This is a genomic window from Clostridium cuniculi, from assembly GCF_004353185.1.
Taxonomy (GTDB): domain Bacteria; phylum Bacillota; class Clostridia; order Clostridiales; family Clostridiaceae; genus Clostridium; species Clostridium cuniculi.
This window is the reverse complement of sequence record NZ_SMUS01000054.1, coordinates 1-18,250: the sequence shown is the minus strand read 5'-3', so window position 1 is coordinate 18,250 and position 18,250 is coordinate 1. Positions and strand designations below refer to the sequence as shown.

Annotated in this window: 17 protein-coding genes and 2 pseudogenes; 18 read left to right on the top strand and 1 reads right to left on the bottom strand. The window is 35.0% G+C overall.

Annotation, left to right across the window (positions count from 1 at the left end; translation table 11 throughout):
• Nucleotides 1–302 precede the first annotated feature (302 nt).
• The 8 genes and pseudogenes from EJJ37_RS18225 to EJJ37_RS18190 all read left to right on the top strand — a co-directional run bounded on the left by EJJ37_RS18225 (nucleotide 303) and on the right by EJJ37_RS18190 (nucleotide 9,818).
• On the top strand, nucleotides 303–695 hold the full coding sequence (locus EJJ37_RS18225) for a conjugal transfer protein (RefSeq protein WP_000723888.1): 393 nt from the start codon (nucleotides 303–305) through the stop codon (nucleotides 693–695).
• Nucleotides 679–3,126, top strand: coding sequence for a conjugal transfer ATPase TcpF (gene tcpF, locus EJJ37_RS18220; RefSeq protein WP_000331160.1), 2,448 nt, complete (start codon nucleotides 679–681; stop codon nucleotides 3,124–3,126). Before EJJ37_RS18225 ends, tcpF begins: the two co-directional genes overlap by 17 nt.
• 14 nt (nucleotides 3,127–3,140) lie before the next feature.
• Entirely contained in the window at nucleotides 3,141–5,306 is a 2,166-nt protein-coding gene (locus tag EJJ37_RS18215; protein ID WP_430516984.1) for a CD3337/EF1877 family mobilome membrane protein, read from the top strand.
• On the top strand, nucleotides 5,303–6,304 hold the full coding sequence (locus tag EJJ37_RS18210; protein WP_000769868.1) for a bifunctional lytic transglycosylase/C40 family peptidase: 1,002 nt from the start codon (nucleotides 5,303–5,305) through the stop codon (nucleotides 6,302–6,304). The genes EJJ37_RS18215 and EJJ37_RS18210 overlap by 4 nt, the downstream gene beginning before the upstream one ends.
• Nucleotides 6,301–7,236, top strand: a complete 936-nt coding sequence (locus EJJ37_RS18205) for a conjugal transfer protein (RefSeq protein ID WP_001224320.1) — start codon at nucleotides 6,301–6,303, stop codon at nucleotides 7,234–7,236. Before EJJ37_RS18210 ends, EJJ37_RS18205 begins: the two co-directional genes overlap by 4 nt.
• A 313-nt stretch (nucleotides 7,237–7,549) precedes the next feature.
• Nucleotides 7,550–7,597 (top strand): annotated as a pseudogene (locus tag EJJ37_RS21295) (hypothetical protein); the annotation flags it as partial.
• A gap of 15 nt (nucleotides 7,598–7,612) precedes the next feature.
• Nucleotides 7,613–9,532, top strand: a complete 1,920-nt coding sequence (gene tet(M) / locus EJJ37_RS18195; protein WP_002414694.1) for a tetracycline resistance ribosomal protection protein Tet(M) — start codon at nucleotides 7,613–7,615, stop codon at nucleotides 9,530–9,532.
• A gap of 97 nt (nucleotides 9,533–9,629) precedes the next feature.
• The gene (locus tag EJJ37_RS18190) at nucleotides 9,630–9,818 is read left to right on the top strand and encodes a cysteine-rich KTR domain-containing protein (RefSeq protein ID WP_012962334.1); all 189 of its coding nucleotides are present in this window, start codon (nucleotides 9,630–9,632) and stop codon (nucleotides 9,816–9,818) included.
• A 59-nt stretch (nucleotides 9,819–9,877) separates the two neighbouring features.
• Here EJJ37_RS18190 and EJJ37_RS18185 read toward each other — a convergent pair whose 3' ends face one another.
• Nucleotides 9,878–10,231: a helix-turn-helix transcriptional regulator gene (locus tag EJJ37_RS18185; RefSeq protein WP_001227347.1), complete on the bottom strand. Its 354-nt coding sequence runs from the start codon at nucleotides 10,229–10,231 to the stop codon at nucleotides 9,878–9,880.
• Between the two features lie 504 nt (nucleotides 10,232–10,735).
• Here EJJ37_RS18185 and EJJ37_RS18175 point away from each other — a divergent pair.
• From EJJ37_RS18175 to EJJ37_RS20455, 10 genes and pseudogenes are all read left to right on the top strand, one after another.
• On the top strand, nucleotides 10,736–11,158 hold the full coding sequence (locus EJJ37_RS18175; RefSeq protein WP_000804885.1) for a sigma-70 family RNA polymerase sigma factor: 423 nt from the start codon (nucleotides 10,736–10,738) through the stop codon (nucleotides 11,156–11,158).
• On the top strand, nucleotides 11,155–11,385 hold the full coding sequence (locus EJJ37_RS18170; RefSeq protein ID WP_000857133.1) for a helix-turn-helix domain-containing protein: 231 nt from the start codon (nucleotides 11,155–11,157) through the stop codon (nucleotides 11,383–11,385). The genes EJJ37_RS18175 and EJJ37_RS18170 overlap by 4 nt, the downstream gene beginning before the upstream one ends.
• Before the next feature lie 460 nt (nucleotides 11,386–11,845).
• Complete coding sequence (locus tag EJJ37_RS18160) at nucleotides 11,846–12,049, top strand: excisionase (RefSeq protein ID WP_000814511.1); 204 nt, start codon at nucleotides 11,846–11,848, stop codon at nucleotides 12,047–12,049.
• Nucleotides 12,050–12,130: 81 nt separating this feature from the next.
• A pseudogene (locus tag EJJ37_RS18155) lies at nucleotides 12,131–13,350 on the top strand (tyrosine-type recombinase/integrase).
• 711 nt (nucleotides 13,351–14,061) lie between these two features.
• Nucleotides 14,062–14,655, top strand: a complete 594-nt coding sequence (locus EJJ37_RS18150) for a recombinase family protein (RefSeq protein ID WP_042398942.1) — start codon at nucleotides 14,062–14,064, stop codon at nucleotides 14,653–14,655.
• Nucleotides 14,656–15,250: 595 nt separating this feature from the next.
• Entirely contained in the window at nucleotides 15,251–16,195 is a 945-nt protein-coding gene (locus EJJ37_RS18145) for a coiled-coil domain-containing protein (RefSeq protein ID WP_042398938.1), read from the top strand.
• A gap of 31 nt (nucleotides 16,196–16,226) precedes the next feature.
• The gene (locus EJJ37_RS18140; RefSeq protein WP_074846674.1) at nucleotides 16,227–17,432 is read left to right on the top strand and encodes an exonuclease domain-containing protein; all 1,206 of its coding nucleotides are present in this window, start codon (nucleotides 16,227–16,229) and stop codon (nucleotides 17,430–17,432) included.
• Nucleotides 17,425–17,601: a hypothetical protein gene (locus EJJ37_RS20460; protein ID WP_156327495.1), complete on the top strand. Its 177-nt coding sequence runs from the start codon at nucleotides 17,425–17,427 to the stop codon at nucleotides 17,599–17,601. Before EJJ37_RS18140 ends, EJJ37_RS20460 begins: the two co-directional genes overlap by 8 nt.
• 10 nt (nucleotides 17,602–17,611) lie before the next feature.
• Nucleotides 17,612–17,908 (top strand): hypothetical protein, encoded by a 297-nt coding sequence (locus tag EJJ37_RS18135; RefSeq protein WP_042398935.1) that lies wholly within the window; start codon nucleotides 17,612–17,614, stop codon nucleotides 17,906–17,908.
• Nucleotides 17,909–17,947: 39 nt separating this feature from the next.
• Nucleotides 17,948–18,091 carry a hypothetical protein gene (locus EJJ37_RS20455; protein WP_156327494.1) on the top strand — a complete coding sequence of 48 codons (144 nt, stop codon included), beginning with the start codon at nucleotides 17,948–17,950 and terminating at the stop codon, nucleotides 18,089–18,091.
• Nucleotides 18,092–18,250: the final 159 nt, after the last annotated feature.

The window sequence follows — 18,250 nt, the reverse complement described above, 5'->3', positions numbered from 1 at the left end:
TTTTTACAATAGTAAAAGACTGCATTCAGCTCTTGATTATAATACTCCTAATGAGGTAGAATTTAAGGCTTTGAATGCAGCTTAAGTAAGTTCGAATTTTTGTGTCCAAGATATTGACACAAATCCAATTGATTATCAAGCCTATGGTCGGGATTTAGACCTTTCAGGAACGTTTATCTCAACCAATCATGGGATTTTTGAAATCGTCTATTAAATCTGTCGGTACATTACTACTGGCAGATTTTCTATTTTACGGGGTGGCTCAATCAGCTACCCCTATTTTTTATGAAAGGATTGATTACATGAAGAAAATACGAAGCTATACCAGTATCTGGTCTGTGGAAAAGGTACTGTATTCTATCAATGATTTTAGACTTCCGTTTCCCATAACCTTTACGCAAATGACATGGTTTGTCGTGTCACTCTTTGCAGTGATGATACTTGGCAACTTGCCCCCTCTTTCCATGATAGAGGGAGCATTTCTCAAATACTTTGGGATTCCTGTGGCTTTCACATGGTTTATGTCTACAAAAACTTTTGATGGTAAAAAGCCTTATGGATTTTTGAAGTCTGTCATTGCTTATGCACTGCGACCAAAGCTGACCTATGCAGGAAAAAAAGTAACGCTTGGCAGAAACCAGCCACAAGAAGCCATTACAGCAGTTAGGAGTGAATTTTATGGCATATCCAATTAAATACATTGAAAACAATCTCGTCTGGAATAAAGACGGGGAATGTTATGCTTACTATGAGCTTGTTCCTTACAATTACTCATTTCTAAGTCCAGAACAGAAAATACAAGTGCATGATTCTTTCAGACAGCTTATCGCACAAAATCGTGATGGCAAAATTCATGCTTTACAAATCAGTACAGAATCCAGCATACGTTCTGCACAAGAGCGTTCCAAAAATGAAGTCACTGGCAAGCTCAAAGCGGTTGCCTATGACAAAATCGACCAACAGACAGACGCTTTAATATCCATGATTGGCGAAAATCAAGTGAACTACCGTTTCTTTATCGGCTTTAAGTTGCTTCTCAACGATCAGGAGTTTTCTATGAAAAGTCTTACCGTTGAAGCAAAAAATGCTTTGTCTGATTTTGTCTATGATGTGAACCATAAGCTGATGGGCGATTTTGTTAGTATGAGTAATGATGAAATCCTGCGTTTTCAGAAGATGGAAAAGCTCTTAGAAAATAAAATCTCTCGTCGTTTCAAAATCCGCAGGTTAGATAAGGACGACTTCGGCTATCTGATTGAACACCTTTACGGACAGACAGGCACTGCCTATGAAGAGTATGAGTACCATCTATCAAAGAAAAAGCTGGATAATGAAACGCTGATTAAATACTATGACTTGATTAAGCCTACTCGCTGTTTGGTGGAAGAAAAACAGCGATATTTGAAAATCCAGCAGGAAGATGAAACCGTCTATGTAGCTTACTTTACCATTAACAGCATTGTCGGAGAACTGGACTTCCCGTCCTCTGAAATCTTCTACTACCAGCAACAGCAATTTACATTCCCGATTGATACGTCAATGAATGTGGAAATTGTAGCGAATCGTAAAGCCCTATCTACTGTCCGCAATAAAAAGAAAGAACTGAAAGACTTGGATAACCACGCTTGGCAAAGTGATAATGAAACCAGCTCCAATGTGGCGGAAGCTCTGGAAAGTGTGAATGAGCTGGAAACCAATTTAGACCAAAGCAAGGAATCTATGTACAAGCTGTCTTATGTGGTAAGGGTATCAGCAAATGATCTTGACGAACTCAAACGTCGTTGTAATGAAGTGAAAGATTTTTATGACGATTTAAGCGTAAAACTGGTACGACCATTTGGGGATATGCTCGGCTTACATGAAGAATTTTTACCTGCCAGCAAGCGTTATATGAATGATTATATTCAATACGTGACCTCTGATTTCCTCGCTGGTTTAGGTTTTGGTGCTACTCAAATGCTGGGGGAAAATGAGGGGATTTATGTTGGCTACAGCTTAGATACTGGACGCAATGTCTATCTGAAACCTGCTCTTGCCAGTCAAGGGGTTAAGGGTTCAGTAACCAATGCGTTAGCGTCGGCTTTTGTTGGTTCGCTGGGTGGTGGTAAATCCTTTGCGAATAACCTTATCGTCTATTATGCGGTGCTTTATGGGGCACAAGCAGTGATTGTAGACCCAAAAGCAGAACGTGGCAGATGGAAAGAAACCTTGCCAGAGATTTCCCATGAAATCAATATCGTCACTCTGACTTCTGATGAGAAAAACAAAGGCTTACTTGACCCTTATGTGATTATGAAAAATCCCAAAGATTCTGAATCACTGGCTATTGATATTCTGACATTCCTTACGGGGATTTCCTCTCGTGATGGGGAACGCTTCCCAATCCTTAGAAAAGCCATTCGTGCAGTAACCAATAGTGAAGTACGAGGGTTGATGAAAGTGATTGAGGAATTACGGGTTGAGAATACGCCACTAAGTACCAGTATAGCCGACCATATCGAAAGTTTTACAGACTATGACTTTGCACATTTATTATTCAGTAATGGTTATGTGGAGCAGTCTATCAGCTTAGAAAAACAACTGAACATTATACAGGTTGCGGACTTGGTACTTCCCGACAAGGAAACTTCCTTTGAGGAATATACCACTATGGAGCTTTTATCCGTTGCTATGCTGATTGTCATTAGTACCTTTGCTTTAGACTTTATCCATACAGACCGAAGCATTTTCAAGATTGTAGATTTAGACGAAGCATGGAGCTTTTTACAGGTAGCACAAGGAAAAACACTATCTATGAAGCTGGTTCGGGCTGGTCGTGCTATGAACGCTGGGGTATATTTCGTGACCCAAAATACAGACGACCTCTTAGATGAAAAACTGAAAAATAACCTCGGCTTAAAATTTGCATTTCGTTCCACTGACCTTAACGAGATTAAAAAGACCTTAGCCTTTTTTGGTGTAGACCCAGAGGACGAAAACAATCAGAAGCGATTGCGTGATTTGGAAAACGGGCAATGCCTTATCAGTGATTTATATGGTCGTGTCGGTGTGATACAGTTCCACCCTGTATTTGAAGAACTGCTCCATGCCTTTGATACCAGACCACCTGTGCGAAAAGAGGTGTAAATGTGAAACCATCAATAGTAAACAGAATAAAATCAAACTGGACGCTGAAACGTCTAGGTAAAGTGGCAATGACAGTGGCTTTCACACTTGTGATTGCCATTTTTCTTTTAGCCATGCTGGGAACGGTGGTTCAAGCTGCGGGCTTGGTAGATGATACGGTCAATGTGGCAAATGAATACAGCCGATACCCACTTGAAAACTATCAACTGGATTTTTATGTGGATAATAGCTGGGGCTGGCTTCCGTGGAACTGGTCGGACGGGATTGGAAAACAGGTCATGTATGGACTATATGCCATTACCAATTTTATTTGGACAATCAGTTTGTATGTTTCCAATGCGACAGGTTACTTAGTACAGGAAGCCTATTCCTTAGACTTCATTTCCGCTACAGCAGATTCCATTGGTAAGAATATGCAGACCTTAGCTGGTGTGAGTGCAAACGGATTTTCAACAGAGGGTTTCTATGTTGGATTCCTCTTACTCTTGATTTTGGTTCTTGGGGTTTATGTTGCCTATACGGGACTGATAAAGAGAGAAACCACAAAGGCAATTCATGCCATTATGAATTTTGTGCTGGTGTTTATCCTATCGGCTTCCTTTATTGCCTACGCTCCCGACTACATTAAAAAAATCAATGACTTTTCATCAGACATCAGTAATGCCAGTTTATCACTTGGCACGAAGATTGTCATGCCCCATTCCGATAGTCAAGGCAAGGACAGCGTGGACTTAATCAGAGATAGCCTGTTTTCCATACAGGTTCAGCAACCGTGGCTACTGCTTCAATACAACAGTTCAGACATTGAAAGTATCGGTATTGACCGTGTGGAAAGCCTGCTCTCCACCAGCCCAGATTCCAACAATGGCGAAGACAGAGAAAAAATTGTTGCGGAAGAAATTGAAGACAGAAGCAATACCAATCTAACCATTACAAAGACCATTAACCGTTTAGGTACAGTCTTCTTCCTATTTGTCTTCAATATTGGGATTTCCATATTTGTATTCCTATTAACAGGAATCATGATTTTCTCGCAGGTACTTTTTATCATCTATGCTATGTTTCTGCCTGTGAGCTTTATTTTAAGCATGATTCCATCATTTGATGGTATGTCAAAACGAGCCATAACAAAGCTCTTTAATACCATTTTGACACGAGCTGGAATCACATTGATTATTACGACAGCATTTAGTATTTCAACCATGCTCTATACCTTATCGGCTGGTTATCCGTTCTTTTTGATTGCTTTTCTACAGATTGTGACCTTTGCAGGAATCTACTTCAAGCTGGGCGATTTAATGAGTATGTTTTCTCTACAGAGTAACGATTCTCAAAGTGTGGGAAGTCGTGTGATGAGAAAACCTCGTATGCTTATGCACGCTCACATGCACCGTCTACAGCGGAAACTTGGACGTTCCATGACTACTCTAGGGGCTGGGTCTGCCATTGTTACAGGTAAAAAAGGACAGTCGGGTTCGGGGAGTTCTGCAAGGACACAAGCAGATCACTCCCGACCAGACGGAAAGGAAAAATCAACACTTGGAAAACGTATCGGTCAAACCATCGGTACAGTAGCTGATACCAAAGACAGAATGGTAGACACTGCTAGTGGTTTGAAAGAACAGGTTAAAGATTTGCCGACCAATGCAAGATATGCAGTATATCAAGGAAAATCCAAAGTAAAAGAGAATGTCCGTGATTTAACCAGTAGTATTTCTCAAACCAAAGCGGACAGAGCCAGTGGACGCAAGGAACAGCAGGAACAAAGGCGAAAAACCATTGCGAAGCGTCGCTCTGAAATGGAACAGGTCAAACAGAAAAAACAGCCTGCTTCTTCTGTTCATGAAAGACCGACTACAAGACAAGAACAATATCATGATGAACAGACCTCAAAACAGTCTAATATTCAGACTTCATATAAGGAATCTCAACAAGCCAAACAAGAGCGTCCAGCAGTTAAGTCCGATTTTTCAAGTCCAAAAGTGGAACGCCAAGGCAATACCGTTCAAGAAAAAACCGTTCAAAAGCCAGCAACTTCAACCACTACAGCAGATAGAACTTCACAACGTCCAATCACAAAAGAACGTCCGTCTACTGTTCAAAGAGTACCACTACAAAATACAAGAAGTAGACCACCAATCAAAACCGCCACCATTAAGAAAGTCGGTAAGAAACCATGAAGTTGAAAACTTTAGTGATTGGTGGTTCTGGATTATTCTTGATGGTCTTCTCACTGCTTCTGTTTGTTGCCATTTTATTTTCAGATGAACAGGACAGCGGAATTTCCAATATTCATTATGGAGGTGTGAATGTTTCCGCAGAAGTGCTGGCTCATAAGCCTATGGTAGAAAAATATGCCAAAGAATATGGCGTTGAAGAATATGTCAACATACTTCTTGCGATTATACAGGTGGAATCGGGCGGTACTGCGGAAGATGTTATGCAGTCCTCGGAATCCCTCGGTCTTCCACCTAATTCATTGAGTACAGAAGAATCCATTAAGCAAGGTGTGAAGTATTTCAGTGAATTATTAGCCAGTAGCGAAAGGCTCAGTGTAGATTTAGAATCGGTTATCCAGTCCTACAATTATGGTGGTGGTTTCTTAGGGTATGTGGCTAATCGTGGAAATAAATATACCTTTGAACTGGCTCAAAGTTTCTCAAAAGAGTATTCAGGTGGCGAAAAAGTGTCTTACCCCAATCCCATAGCCATACCTATCAATGGGGGCTGGCGATACAACTATGGCAATATGTTTTATGTGCAACTGGTAACGCAGTATCTTGTCACAACAGAGTTTGATGATGATACGGTACAAGCCATCATGGACGAAGCACTGAAATATGAGGGCTGGCGATACGTTTACGGTGGAGCTTCCCCGACTACTTCTTTTGATTGTAGCGGACTGACACAATGGACGTATGGAAAAGCTGGAATTAACTTACCACGAACCGCACAACAGCAATATGATGTGACCCAGCATATCCCACTATCGGAAGCACAAGCTGGCGATTTGGTTTTCTTTCATTCTACCTATAACGCTGGCTCTTATATTACTCATGTTGGGATATACCTTGGCAATAACCGTATGTTTCATGCAGGCGACCCAATCGGTTATGCCGACTTAACAAGCCCCTACTGGCAACAGCATTTAGTGGGAGCAGGACGAATCAAACAATGAGAAAGGAAGATTTAATGATGAAATTTAGAAAAAATCAGAATAAAGAAAAACAGATACCAAAGGAAAAGAAACCTCGTGTCTACTATAAGGTCAATCCTCATAAAAAGGTTGTGATTGCCTTGTGGGTACTTTTAGGGCTTAGTTTCAGCTTTGCGATATTCAAGCACTTTACAGCTATAGATACTCATACTATTCACGAAACAACTATCATAGAAAAGGAATACGTTGATACTCATCATGTAGAAAATTTTGTAGAGAACTTTGCGAAAGTCTACTATTCATGGGAGCAATCCGATAAGTCCATTGATAATCGAATGGAAAGTCTAAAAGGCTATCTGACAGATGAACTTCAAGCTCTCAATGTTGATACAGTACGCAAAGATATTCCTGTATCGTCTTCTGTAAGAGGATTTCAGATATGGACGGTAGAGCCAACTGGCGACAATGAGTTTAATGTAACCTACAGTGTAGACCAGCTCATTACAGAGGGAGAAAATACAAAGACCGTCCACTCTGCTTATATAGTGAGTGTCTATGTAGATGGTTCTGGAAATATGGTACTGGTTAAGAATCCGACCATTACCAACATACCTAAGAAATCAAGTTATAAACCAAAAGCCATTGAAAGTGAGGGGACGGTTGATTCCATTACAACCAATGAAATCAATGAGTTTTTAACGACGTTCTTCAAGCTCTATCCTACAGCGACAGCCAGTGAACTTTCCTACTATGTGAATGACGGGATATTAAAACCAATCGGAAAAGAGTACATCTTTCAAGAACTGGTAAATCCTATTCACAATCGTAAGGATAATCAAGTCACGGTATCGCTGACAGTGGAGTATATCGACCAGCAGACCAAAGCAACGCAGGTATCTCAATTTGATTTGGTACTTGAAAAGAACGGGAGTAATTGGAAGATTATAGAATAACAAATATTGGTACATTATTACAGCTATTTTGTAATCACGTACTCTCTTTGATAAAAAATTGGAGATTCCTTTACAAATATGCTCTTACGTGCTATTATTTAAGTATCTATTTAAAAGGAGTTAATAAATATGCGGCAAGGTATTCTTAAATAAACTGTCAATTTGATAGTGGGAACAAATAATTGGATGTCCTTTTTTAGGAGGGCTTAGTTTTTTGTACCCAGTTTAAGAATACCTTTATCATGTGATTCTAAAGTATCCGGAGAATATCTGTATGCTTTGTATGCCTATGGTTATGCATAAAAATCCCAGTGATAAGAGTATTTATCACTGGGATTTTTATGCCCTTTTGGGCTTTTGAATGGAGGAAAATCACATGAAAATTATTAATATTGGAGTTTTAGCTCATGTTGATGCGGGAAAAACTACCTTAACAGAAAGCTTATTATATAACAGTGGAGCGATTACAGAATTAGGAAGCGTGGACAGAGGTACAACGAAAACGGATAATACGCTTTTAGAACGTCAGAGAGGAATTACAATTCAGACGGCGATAACCTCTTTTCAGTGGAAAAATACTAAGATAAACATCATAGACACGCCAGGACATATGGATTTTTTAGCAGAAGTATATCGTTCATTATCAGTATTAGATGGGGCAATTCTACTGATTTCTGCAAAAGATGGCGTACAAGCACAAACTCGTATATTGTTTCATGCACTTAGGAAAATAGGTATTCCCACAATCTTTTTTATCAATAAGATTGACCAAAATGGAATTGATTTATCAACGGTTTATCAGGATATTAAAGAGAAACTTTCTGCGGAAATTGTAATCAAACAGAAGGTAGAACTGCATCCTAATATGCGTGTAATGAACTTTACCGAATCTGAACAATGGGATATGGTAATAGAAGGAAATGATTACCTTTTGGAGAAATATACGTCTGGGAAATTATTGGAAGCATTAGAACTCGAACAAGAGGAAAGCATAAGATTTCATAATTGTTCCCTGTTCCCTGTTTATCACGGAAGTGCAAAAAACAATATAGGGATTGATAACCTTATAGAAGTGATTACGAATAAATTTTATTCATCAACACATCGAGGTCAGTCTGAACTTTGCGGAAAAGTTTTCAAAATTGAGTATTCGGAAAAAAGACAGCGTCTTGCATATATACGTCTTTATAGTGGCGTACTGCATTTGCGAGATTCGGTTAGAATATCGGAAAAGGAAAAAATAAAAATTACAGAAATGTATACTTCAATAAATGGTGAATTATGTAAAATCGATAAGGCTTATTCCGGGGAAATTGTTATTTTGCAGAATGAGTTTTTGAAGTTAAATAGTGTTCTTGGAGATACAAAGCTATTGCCACAGAGAGAGAGAATTGAAAATCCCCTCCCTCTGCTGCAAACGACTGTTGAACCGAGCAAACCTCAACAAAGGGAAATGTTACTTGATGCACTTTTAGAAATCTCCGACAGTGACCCGCTTCTGCGATATTATGTGGATTCTGCGACACATGAAATCATACTTTCTTTCTTAGGGAAAGTACAAATGGAAGTGACTTGTGCTCTGCTGCAAGAAAAGTATCATGTGGAGATAGAAATAAAAGAGCCTACAGTCATTTATATGGAAAGACCGTTAAAAAAAGCAGAGTATACCATTCACATCGAAGTTCCACCGAATCCTTTCTGGGCTTCCATTGGTCTATCTGTAGCACCGCTTCCATTAGGGAGCGGAGTACAGTATGAGAGCTCGGTTTCTCTTGGATACTTAAATCAATCGTTTCAAAATGCAGTTATGGAGGGGATACGCTATGGCTGTGAACAAGGATTGTATGGTTGGAATGTGACGGACTGTAAAATCTGTTTTAAGTATGGCTTATACTATAGCCCTGTTAGTACCCCAGCAGATTTTCGGATGCTTGCTCCTATTGTATTGGAACAAGTCTTAAAAAAAGCTGGAACAGAATTGTTAGAGCCATATCTTAGTTTTAAAATTTATGCGCCACAGGAATATCTTTCACGAGCATACAACGATGCTCCTAAATATTGTGCGAACATCGTAGACACTCAATTGAAAAATAATGAGGTCATTCTTAGTGGAGAAATCCCTGCTCGGTGTATTCAAGAATATCGTAGTGATTTAACTTTCTTTACAAATGGACGTAGTGTTTGTTTAACAGAGTTAAAAGGGTACCATGTTACTACCGGTGAACCTGTTTGCCAGCCCCGTCGTCCAAATAGTCGGATAGATAAAGTACGATATATGTTCAATAAAATAACTTAGTGTATTTTATGTTGTTATATAAATATGGTTTCTTGTTAAATAAGATGAAATATTTTTTAATAAAGATTTGAATTAAAGTGTAAAGGAGGAGATAGTTATTATAAACTACAAGTGGATATTGTGTCCTGTATGTGGAAATAAAACACGATTAAAGATAAGGGAAGATACTGAATTAAAAAAATTCCCCCTCTATTGTCCGAAATGCAGACAAGAAAATTTAATTGAAATAAAGCAGTTCAAAGTAACTGTGATTACAGAGCCAGACGCAAAGACGCAGAGCCGATAAAATGAGATTAATACAATCTCATTTTATCGGCTCTTTCCGTTATGTATGGATTCTTTTAATTAGTCTTCGATGTTTCTTGCTTCGTTGATACCGCTGGCTAAAGATTCCATTAAGGATAGTTCTTTGTCTGTAAAGCTATCCATGTATTTCTCTATCTGTAATCGTCGGGTGCTTTTTACCAAGTTATTAGCAGGTAAGAAAAATTCATCAACGGAAACATGAAGTAACGATACAAGGTCATAAAGAACTTGTATGCTGGGGTGTTGCCCTTTATTTTCAATATTAGTTAAGTACCGTGGGTCAATTTCAATCAATGCTCCCACTTGTTCACGAGTTAAACCTCGTTTCAATCGAGCTTCTTTAATGGCTAAACCAAAGGCTCTAAAATCATATTTATCTTCTTTTTTACGCATAGTAGACCACCTCTATACATTTTATTGTTCCTACTGAATTAAAAACAGGTATAGAAAAACGTGTTATATGGTTTATAGGTTTATATTTAATAAAAAGCACTACTAAACGCCAATAAAAAAAACCGTTATATGGTAGTGCTATTTACGCTGTTAAAATATTGTATATTACTTCCAAATGGCGGTTTGTTGGAGGTCAACGTCGCCATGAAGTACATCATATACAATAAATTTCCTTACATTGGGTTCTTGTCAAAAAAAGTCGTCTATCTGCAATAGATAAGTACGTCCACCAATGTGGTTTTATAAATCATATAGATAGAATAACAGAAGCATGTAAACAGAGAAATAAATCTGTTTATATGCTTTTTTGACTATTCAGAACTTTTTTACAAAGTTTATTTATCAGTAATGCAACAAATCCCCCTTTCACATTGGGACTAAGAGTGAAAGGAGATAAACGAGCAAGGCTCACTTCCTTTCCTAGACAGAAAGGGGGTGAGAAACATGAAACCATCTTCTTTTCAGACCACAATAGAAAATCAGTTTGACTATATCTGTAAACGTGCTATGGAAGACGAGCGAAAGAATTATATGCTTTATCTTTCAAGGATTGCAAAGCGTGAGGTGTCCTTTTCGGATGTTGGCGATTATCTTGTTAGCCAGTTTGCGACAACAGATAACTATTCAACTGACTTTCAGATTTTTACACTCAATGGGTTATCAGTAGGCGTTGAAAATGATTTGTTGAGTGAAGCATTACGTGAGTTGCCAGACAAGAAACGTGAAATTCTACTGCTGTTTTACTTTATGGACATGAGCGATTCAGAAATTGCAGACCTGTTGAAATTGAACCGTTCTACTGTCTATCGGCATAGAACCAGTGGACTAGCCTTAATTAAAAAGTTTATGGAGGAATTTGAAGAATGAAAACACAATATCCTATGATTCCCTTTCCTCTCATTGTAAAGGCAACAGATGGCGATACCGAAGCGATTAACCAGATTCTACATCATTACAGAGGGTACATAACGAAGCGTTCCCTACGACTTATGAAAGATGAATATGGCAATCAAAGTATGGTCGTTGATGAAGTCTTACGTGGAAGAATGGAAACCAGACTGATTACAAAGATTTTGTCATTTGAAATTAAGTAATATCCTCTCTCCTTTCGTGGAAGCGTGCTAAACCATTCCACGCTTCCCGAACAGGGAGGTTTGTTATTCCACCAAAGCATATTGAGCTTTCAATGTGTTTTGATAGGCTAACGAGCCATTGTTCTTTGAAAACTGAATAAAAGTAATCGAATACGTTTCGATAAGAAAAGAGCCAACGGAACTAACCGCCATGACCTATCTTATAAAGATAGCGAGCGATTCATGTTAGTGATCCGAGAAGCAATCTTTAGCAGGATTGCCTGCAACGACATTCTTATCGTGATAATGATACTCCCATACAGTCAATAGTCCGAGCGTGATAAAACCGTCGCAGGCAATGAGTATGGCTACATGAGAACCATGCAGGGGTGGAACTCCCGTGAGCTTTGCTAAAGCTGTTCGATTGCTGGTAAAACAACTTTTATGAAATCCAAATAAGTGATTTGGAAAGGAGGATTTTATGAAGCAGACTGACATTCCTATTTGGGAACGTTATACCCTAACCATTGAAGAAGCGTCAAAATATTTTCGTATTGGCGAAAACAAGCTACGACGCTTGGCAGAGGAAAATAAAAATGCAAATTGGCTGATTATGAATGGCAATCGTATTCAGATTAAACGAAAACAATTTGAAAAAATTATAGATACATTGGACGCAATCTAGCGTCGCCAAAGGGTCTTGTATATGATAAAATAGTATTAAGTCGTATCAAGGCTCTTTCCATAAAGGAAAGGAGCAAATGCCATGTCAGAAAAAAGACGTGACAATAAAGGTCGAATCTTAAAGACTGGAGAGAGCCAACGAAAAGACGGAAGATACTTATACAAATATATAGATTCATTTGGAGAACCGCAATTTGTTTACTCGTGGAAACTTGTGGCTACAGACCGAGTACCAGCAGGAAAGCGTGATTGTATCTCACTTAGAGAGAAAATCGCAGAGTTACAGAAAGACATTCATGATGGTATTGATGTTGTAGGAAAGAAAATGACACTCTGCCAGCTTTACGCAAAACAGAACGCTCAAAGACCAAAGGTTAGAAAAAACACTGAAACTGGACGCACAAATATCTTATGGATATTTTGAAGAAAGACAAGTTAGGTGTAAGAAGTATTGACAGTATTAAGCCATCAGACGCTAAAGAATGGGCTATTAGAATGAGTGAAAATGGTTATGCTTATCAAACCATCAATAACTACAAACGTTCTTTAAAGGCTTCATTCTATATTGCTATACAAGATGATTGTGTTCGGAAGAATCCATTTGACTTTCAACTGAAAGCAGTTCTTGATGATGATACTGTCCCTAAGACCGTACTAACAGAAGAACAGGAAGAAAAACTGTTAGCCTTTGCAAAAGCTGATAAAACCTACAGCAAAAATTATGATGAAATTCTGATACTCTTAAAAACAGGTCTTCGTATTTCAGAGTTTGGTGGTTTGACACTTCCAGATTTAGATTTTGAGAATCGTCTTGTCAATATAGACCATCAGCTATTGAGAGATACTGAAATTGGGTACTACATTGAAACACCAAAGACCAAAAGTGGCGAACGTCAAGTTCCTATGGTTGAAGAAGCCTATCAAGCATTTAAGCGAGTGTTAGCGAATCGAAAGAATGATAAGCGTGTTGAGATTGATGGATATAGTGATTTCCTCTTTCTTAATAGAAAGAACTATCCAAAAGTGGCAAGTGATTACAACGGCATGATGAAAGGTCTTGTTAAGAAATACAATAAGTATAACGAGGATAAATTGCCACACATCACTCCACATAGTTTGCGACATACATTCTGTACCAACTATGCAAATGCAGGAATGAATCCAAAGGCATTACAGTACATTATGGGACATGCTAATATAGCCATGACGCTGAACTATTACGCACATGCAACATTCGATTCTGCAATGGCAGAAATGAAACGCTTGAATAAAGAGAAGCAACAGGAGCGTCTTGTTGCTTAGTAGTACAAATGAATTTACTACTTATTTACCACTTCTGACAGCTAAGACATGAGGAAATATGCAAAGAAACGTGAAGTATCTTCCTACAGTAAAAATACTCGAAAGCACATAGAATAAGGCTTTACGAGCATTTAAGAAAATATAAAAAGATAATTAGAAATTTATACTTTGTTTAAGTATAAAATTTAATAAATATGTTAAATTAAGAGTTTATAGTGTGCATATACTAAAGAATAAACGAATAAAGGTGGAGATCTTTTATGAAAGACACATGTGTAAAAAAAATAAAAAAATTAGTTAAAGGAAATGTACTAGGTTTTATATTAATGTGAAGGCTAGAACCTATTAACATGACTGTTGAGGGTATTTGATTTATTATAAAATCAATATTACCATTTAACTGAATAGTTAAATGAGTTATAGGGCTGATTATTAAAAAGATAATTAGATGATGTATTGAAAAAATAATTGATAGAATAGGGAGAAACTAAATATCTTAGCAAAGAAGAAAGCATACTTTAAAAGTATGCTTTTTATTTTATCAAATTGGTTCAAAACTTAACACTTTTGGACTAAGGGTGTTTTTGGCTTGACATATATTTTTAATCAACGATAAAATAATACTTAATAAGGGGTCAAAAATCATGGTCAAAAGTAATGGTATAAATTTTGGTATTTTGGGACAAGTTTTGACCTTAATGGAGGGAAAATATGAATTATGGATATGCAAGAGTTAGTACAATAAAGCAAGGTCGTGGAAATTCTTTAGAAGAACAATTATCTGAATTATTTTCTTCAGGTTGTGATGAAGTCATAGAAGAAAAGTTTTCAGGAAAAACTAACGATAGACCACAATTAAAATTATTATTGGATAAGTTGAAAGAAGGAGATACTTTCACAGTTACTAAACTAGACAGATTTGCTAGGAGCTTAATAGATGGAACTAAATTAGTACAAGAATTACTTGATAGAGGAATAAAGATAAATATATTAAATATAGGGGTAATGGATAATACGCCAGCTAGTAAATTAATAAGAAATATATTTTTATCTTTTGCTGAATTTGAAAGAGATATGATTTTAGAAAGAACAAGGGAAGGTAAGGAGATAGCAAAGACAAAAGCTGGGTATAAGGAGGGTAGACCTAAAAAGTTTACTAAAGATCAAATAGACTTAGCTTTATCTATGTTGTCTGTAAATGGTGGAGATAAAAGTTATAATGAGGTTGAGAGATTAATAGGTATTAGTGTAAGTACATTAAAGAGAGAAAATAATAAACGTAAGTTAGAAAAAATAAATAATTAGTATAAATAAGAAAGTGTTCCTCGGGAACACTTTCTTATTATTATTCTTTACATATATATCAAAAGTCATCATAAGATATAAAATCTTGTGGTGTATTGGAGAATTCATAAATGCAATAAATTACTCCAATAATTGTCGGGATGAGCAATAATGATAATAAAATAAACCTCATAAATGAATCCTCCTTTGGAAGTAAATAAAAGTATTGAAATCTATGATTAAATTTTATCACAGTAAACATTTACATAATAGTCTATAATTTGACAAGGATTTTTGGTATAATAGATATTGTGGTTAAAAATTATATTAAATTTTTATTTATTAAGCAAATATATTTAGAATAATAATTAAACTAAAATAAAAAGGTGTTCCTGGGGAACACCTTTTTTTATTTTCCATTCAATTTATAGCAAAACAAAACTAAATACACGTTAAATTTAATTAATATACTAATATTTATTAATAGTATATTATAAAAATAAATATACTATTAATATACTAATTTATTTTAGTATATTAATTTTATAAAATAGTATATTATTCTTACAAATGGTGGTATAATATAAGTATAGATAAAAATATTGGAGGATTTATGATGAAAGAAGAAAATATAAAAGAAAAAAAGAAACAAAAAGCACCATTAGGAATTAGACCTGATGATTATATTGATATAAAATTTAGAGAACTTGTTGAGAAAGAAGGAATATCTCAAACTAAATTATTTGAAAGAATGTTTTGGGAGTTTACCAGGAACTCTAAAGATGCATTAAAACTACAAGCATTAGATTGTAGTGTTGAGTTGCAATCTATTAGTGGAGCTTCAGCAACATTGGTAAAAGCTATTGAAAAAATTGTTAATAAGGCTCAACTTGAACTTATGTCTAAAAATAGAGAAGTTGAAAATATTAAAGAAGCTTCAGATAAAAAGATTGAATTAGCTAATATTGAATTAGCTAATAGGGTTAAGGAATTAGAATTAAAAAATAAAGATCTCGAAGAGCAGCTAAAAAATTCTAATGCTATTGTTACTGGATTTAATACAGTAAAAGGTGAACTGGATTCAAAAATAGAAAACCTTAATAAAACTGTAATTGAATTAAATAATGATATAAAAGAAAAGGATAAGATTATACAAGATAAAAATAAGGAAATTATCAATAGTTCTAAGACTATTGATAATATGGAAAAAGAAATAGCGTTGATAAAAGAGCAGAAAGTAATTTTAGAAGGGAAAAATGCAAGTTTACAAGTTAATGTTGAAATGCTACAAGGAACTATTAACACTTTTAATTCTATAAAGAAAACTGAAATTGAAGCTATTAAAGATAATGAAGCTACAATAAATCAATTAAAGATAGATAAGTTAAAAGCTGAATTTGAAAATGAAGTATCTAAACTTAATAATAATATAGTATCTTTAGAAAAAGATATTGAATTAAAAGAATCTGAATTGAAATCATTAAATAATGTAATATCTTCTAAAGATTTAGAAATAAAAACTTTAATTAAAGAGAATAAACAATCTAAAAAATTAAAATAGATGTCAAATTTAAAGGGGTGAGGAATTTATAATGAAGTATGAAAAAGTCGTTTTAGATTTTGAAACTACTGGTTTAAGTTCTAAATATGATGAAATATTACAAGTAAGTGCCATAGATCAGGACGGAAATGTTTTAATAAATGAGTATTGTAAGCCTAAAAGTATTAGCACCTGGGAAGAAGCAGAAGCAATACATAAAATTAGTCCAGCTATGGTTTTTGATAAAAAGCCTTTTGAAGATTATGTAGAAATTTTAACTGATATATTAACTAATGCTGCTGAAATTATTATTTATAATGCAGATTTTGAAGTAGGCTTTTTAAAGAAGTATGGAGTTAAGTTTAATACTAAAATTTATGATTTGATGTATGAATTTGCAGAAATTTATGGGCAATGGAATGAATATTATGGTAACTATACTTGGAAGTCTTTAGAGGATTGTTGCTTGTATTATGGTTATTATTTAGATAATGCTCACAATAGTTTAGCAGATTGTAAAGCAACTTTATATTGCTATAACAAGGTAATAAATAAAGAAGATAGATATGATGGAAAAGAATATATCAGAAAAACAGTTAAAGAATTTTTAGATGAAGCGTGGGTAAAAGTTAATAATAAATCTATTACATTACGTATCTATCCAATAGGAGCAAAGCGTAAAGATTGGTATTTTAATGGTGAAATTAAGTCTTATGATGATATTAAACATAAGGAGTTATTAGATTGTAAAATACATGAAGTAAGCTATACTGCCCCTAGATATTTATCTATTTATGTTGATAGTTTTTTACAAGGTGATTATGATTTACTACAAAAAGAAGTAGAAAAATTAAAGAAACAAAATTCTGAATTAGAAGAAGAAACTAAGAAATTAAGAAATGCTAGATATGAAAATTATAAGTTATATACAGAAGCAAATGAGAAGGTTGTTAAGTTAGAGAAAAAAATAAATAAGATGAAGGAAAAACTAGGTCTAGTATTGAAGGAAAAAAAGAAAGTACCAGTTTTTAATAGCTATGGTTTTTATACTGCTGAATATTGCAGAACTACTAAAAAGCCAATGATCCAGCCAAGTGAATATAGGGCATTTAAAGATGTTTTATTATCTCAAACTAGATGTAAAGAAATTAAGAAGCCAGTTCGTGAAGGTGAAGAAATTTATGCTTTTCTTAGGGTAAGAAATGGTTATTGTGCTTTGTATTATAGAAATGTTAAGGGAGGTAATAAAGATGATTAAAATTAGATTAACTTATGCTGATGATGAAGAAAAAGATATTGCTATAGAAAAAATTAAAGGGAGTTTTGAAGTTTTAAATATAAGTAGAGAATATAAAGGGCGTGGAAATAGCCAATATTCTAATGTTTATATTGATGCAAATATAATAGAGAAAATATCTAATAAATAAAGGGGGAAAAATGTTTAAGAAAAAAAATAAAATAGAGAATAGTAACCAATCAATTATAGATACTGAAAATTTAATAATAGGTTCAACTTTTTCAGGGAAAATGCCAATGATTATTAATGGATTAGATTTATATTATTTAATATTGCTACTTCAAGGCAAACAAATAACTATTATAGAATTAGGTAACAAAACATTATATGAAGGTAATGCAAGTGATTGTAATTATGAAAGAGTGGAATATGAAGTAATAAAGTTTGAAAAGATACATTATGATAACAGTTATACGATAACAGTAAGAAAAGTTTAATGCATAATTTAAAAAATATTCTTAGGAGGAACTATTTTTATGGATACAGATAAAATTAGAATTCCAGAGTTTAAAGATAAAAAAGGAAAGTGTTTAAATTGTGGTAAATTAACATATTTTTATGACGAAGGCTATTTTTGTACTAATAAATGTCGTGAAGAGTATAAAAATAAAGAAAATTAACATAGGTAACAATTCAAAAATAATAAACAAATGGGAGAGTAGATAGATTTGTGTAAAAAACAAATCTATCTACTCTTTTTTTGTATGATTAGTTGGTAGATTTGGAATAATATACTATATAAATTTTAGGAGGATTTTCTATGGCAAGAAAAAATGATA

Bases quoted from the DNA above. Each gene is read 5' to 3' on its own strand.
- EJJ37_RS18225 (WP_000723888.1), top strand. From the start codon at position 303: ATGAAGAAAATACGAAGCTATACCAGTATCTGGTCTGTGGAAAAGGTA.
- tcpF (WP_000331160.1), top strand. From the start codon at position 679: ATGGCATATCCAATTAAATACATTGAAAACAATCTCGTCTGGAATAAA.
- EJJ37_RS18210 (WP_000769868.1), top strand. From the start codon at position 5,303: ATGAAGTTGAAAACTTTAGTGATTGGTGGTTCTGGATTATTCTTGATG.
- EJJ37_RS18205 (WP_001224320.1), top strand. From the start codon at position 6,301: ATGAGAAAGGAAGATTTAATGATGAAATTTAGAAAAAATCAGAATAAA.
- EJJ37_RS18185 (WP_001227347.1), bottom strand. From the start codon at position 10,231: ATGCGTAAAAAAGAAGATAAATATGATTTTAGAGCCTTTGGTTTAGCC.
- EJJ37_RS18175 (WP_000804885.1), top strand. From the start codon at position 10,736: ATGAAACCATCTTCTTTTCAGACCACAATAGAAAATCAGTTTGACTAT.
- EJJ37_RS18170 (WP_000857133.1), top strand. From the start codon at position 11,155: ATGAAAACACAATATCCTATGATTCCCTTTCCTCTCATTGTAAAGGCA.
- EJJ37_RS18160 (WP_000814511.1), top strand. From the start codon at position 11,846: ATGAAGCAGACTGACATTCCTATTTGGGAACGTTATACCCTAACCATT.
- EJJ37_RS18150 (WP_042398942.1), top strand. From the start codon at position 14,062: ATGAATTATGGATATGCAAGAGTTAGTACAATAAAGCAAGGTCGTGGA.
- EJJ37_RS18145 (WP_042398938.1), top strand. From the start codon at position 15,251: ATGAAAGAAGAAAATATAAAAGAAAAAAAGAAACAAAAAGCACCATTA.
- EJJ37_RS18140 (WP_074846674.1), top strand. From the start codon at position 16,227: ATGAAGTATGAAAAAGTCGTTTTAGATTTTGAAACTACTGGTTTAAGT.
- EJJ37_RS20460 (WP_156327495.1), top strand. From the start codon at position 17,425: ATGATTAAAATTAGATTAACTTATGCTGATGATGAAGAAAAAGATATT.
- EJJ37_RS18135 (WP_042398935.1), top strand. From the start codon at position 17,612: ATGTTTAAGAAAAAAAATAAAATAGAGAATAGTAACCAATCAATTATA.
- EJJ37_RS20455 (WP_156327494.1), top strand. From the start codon at position 17,948: ATGGATACAGATAAAATTAGAATTCCAGAGTTTAAAGATAAAAAAGGA.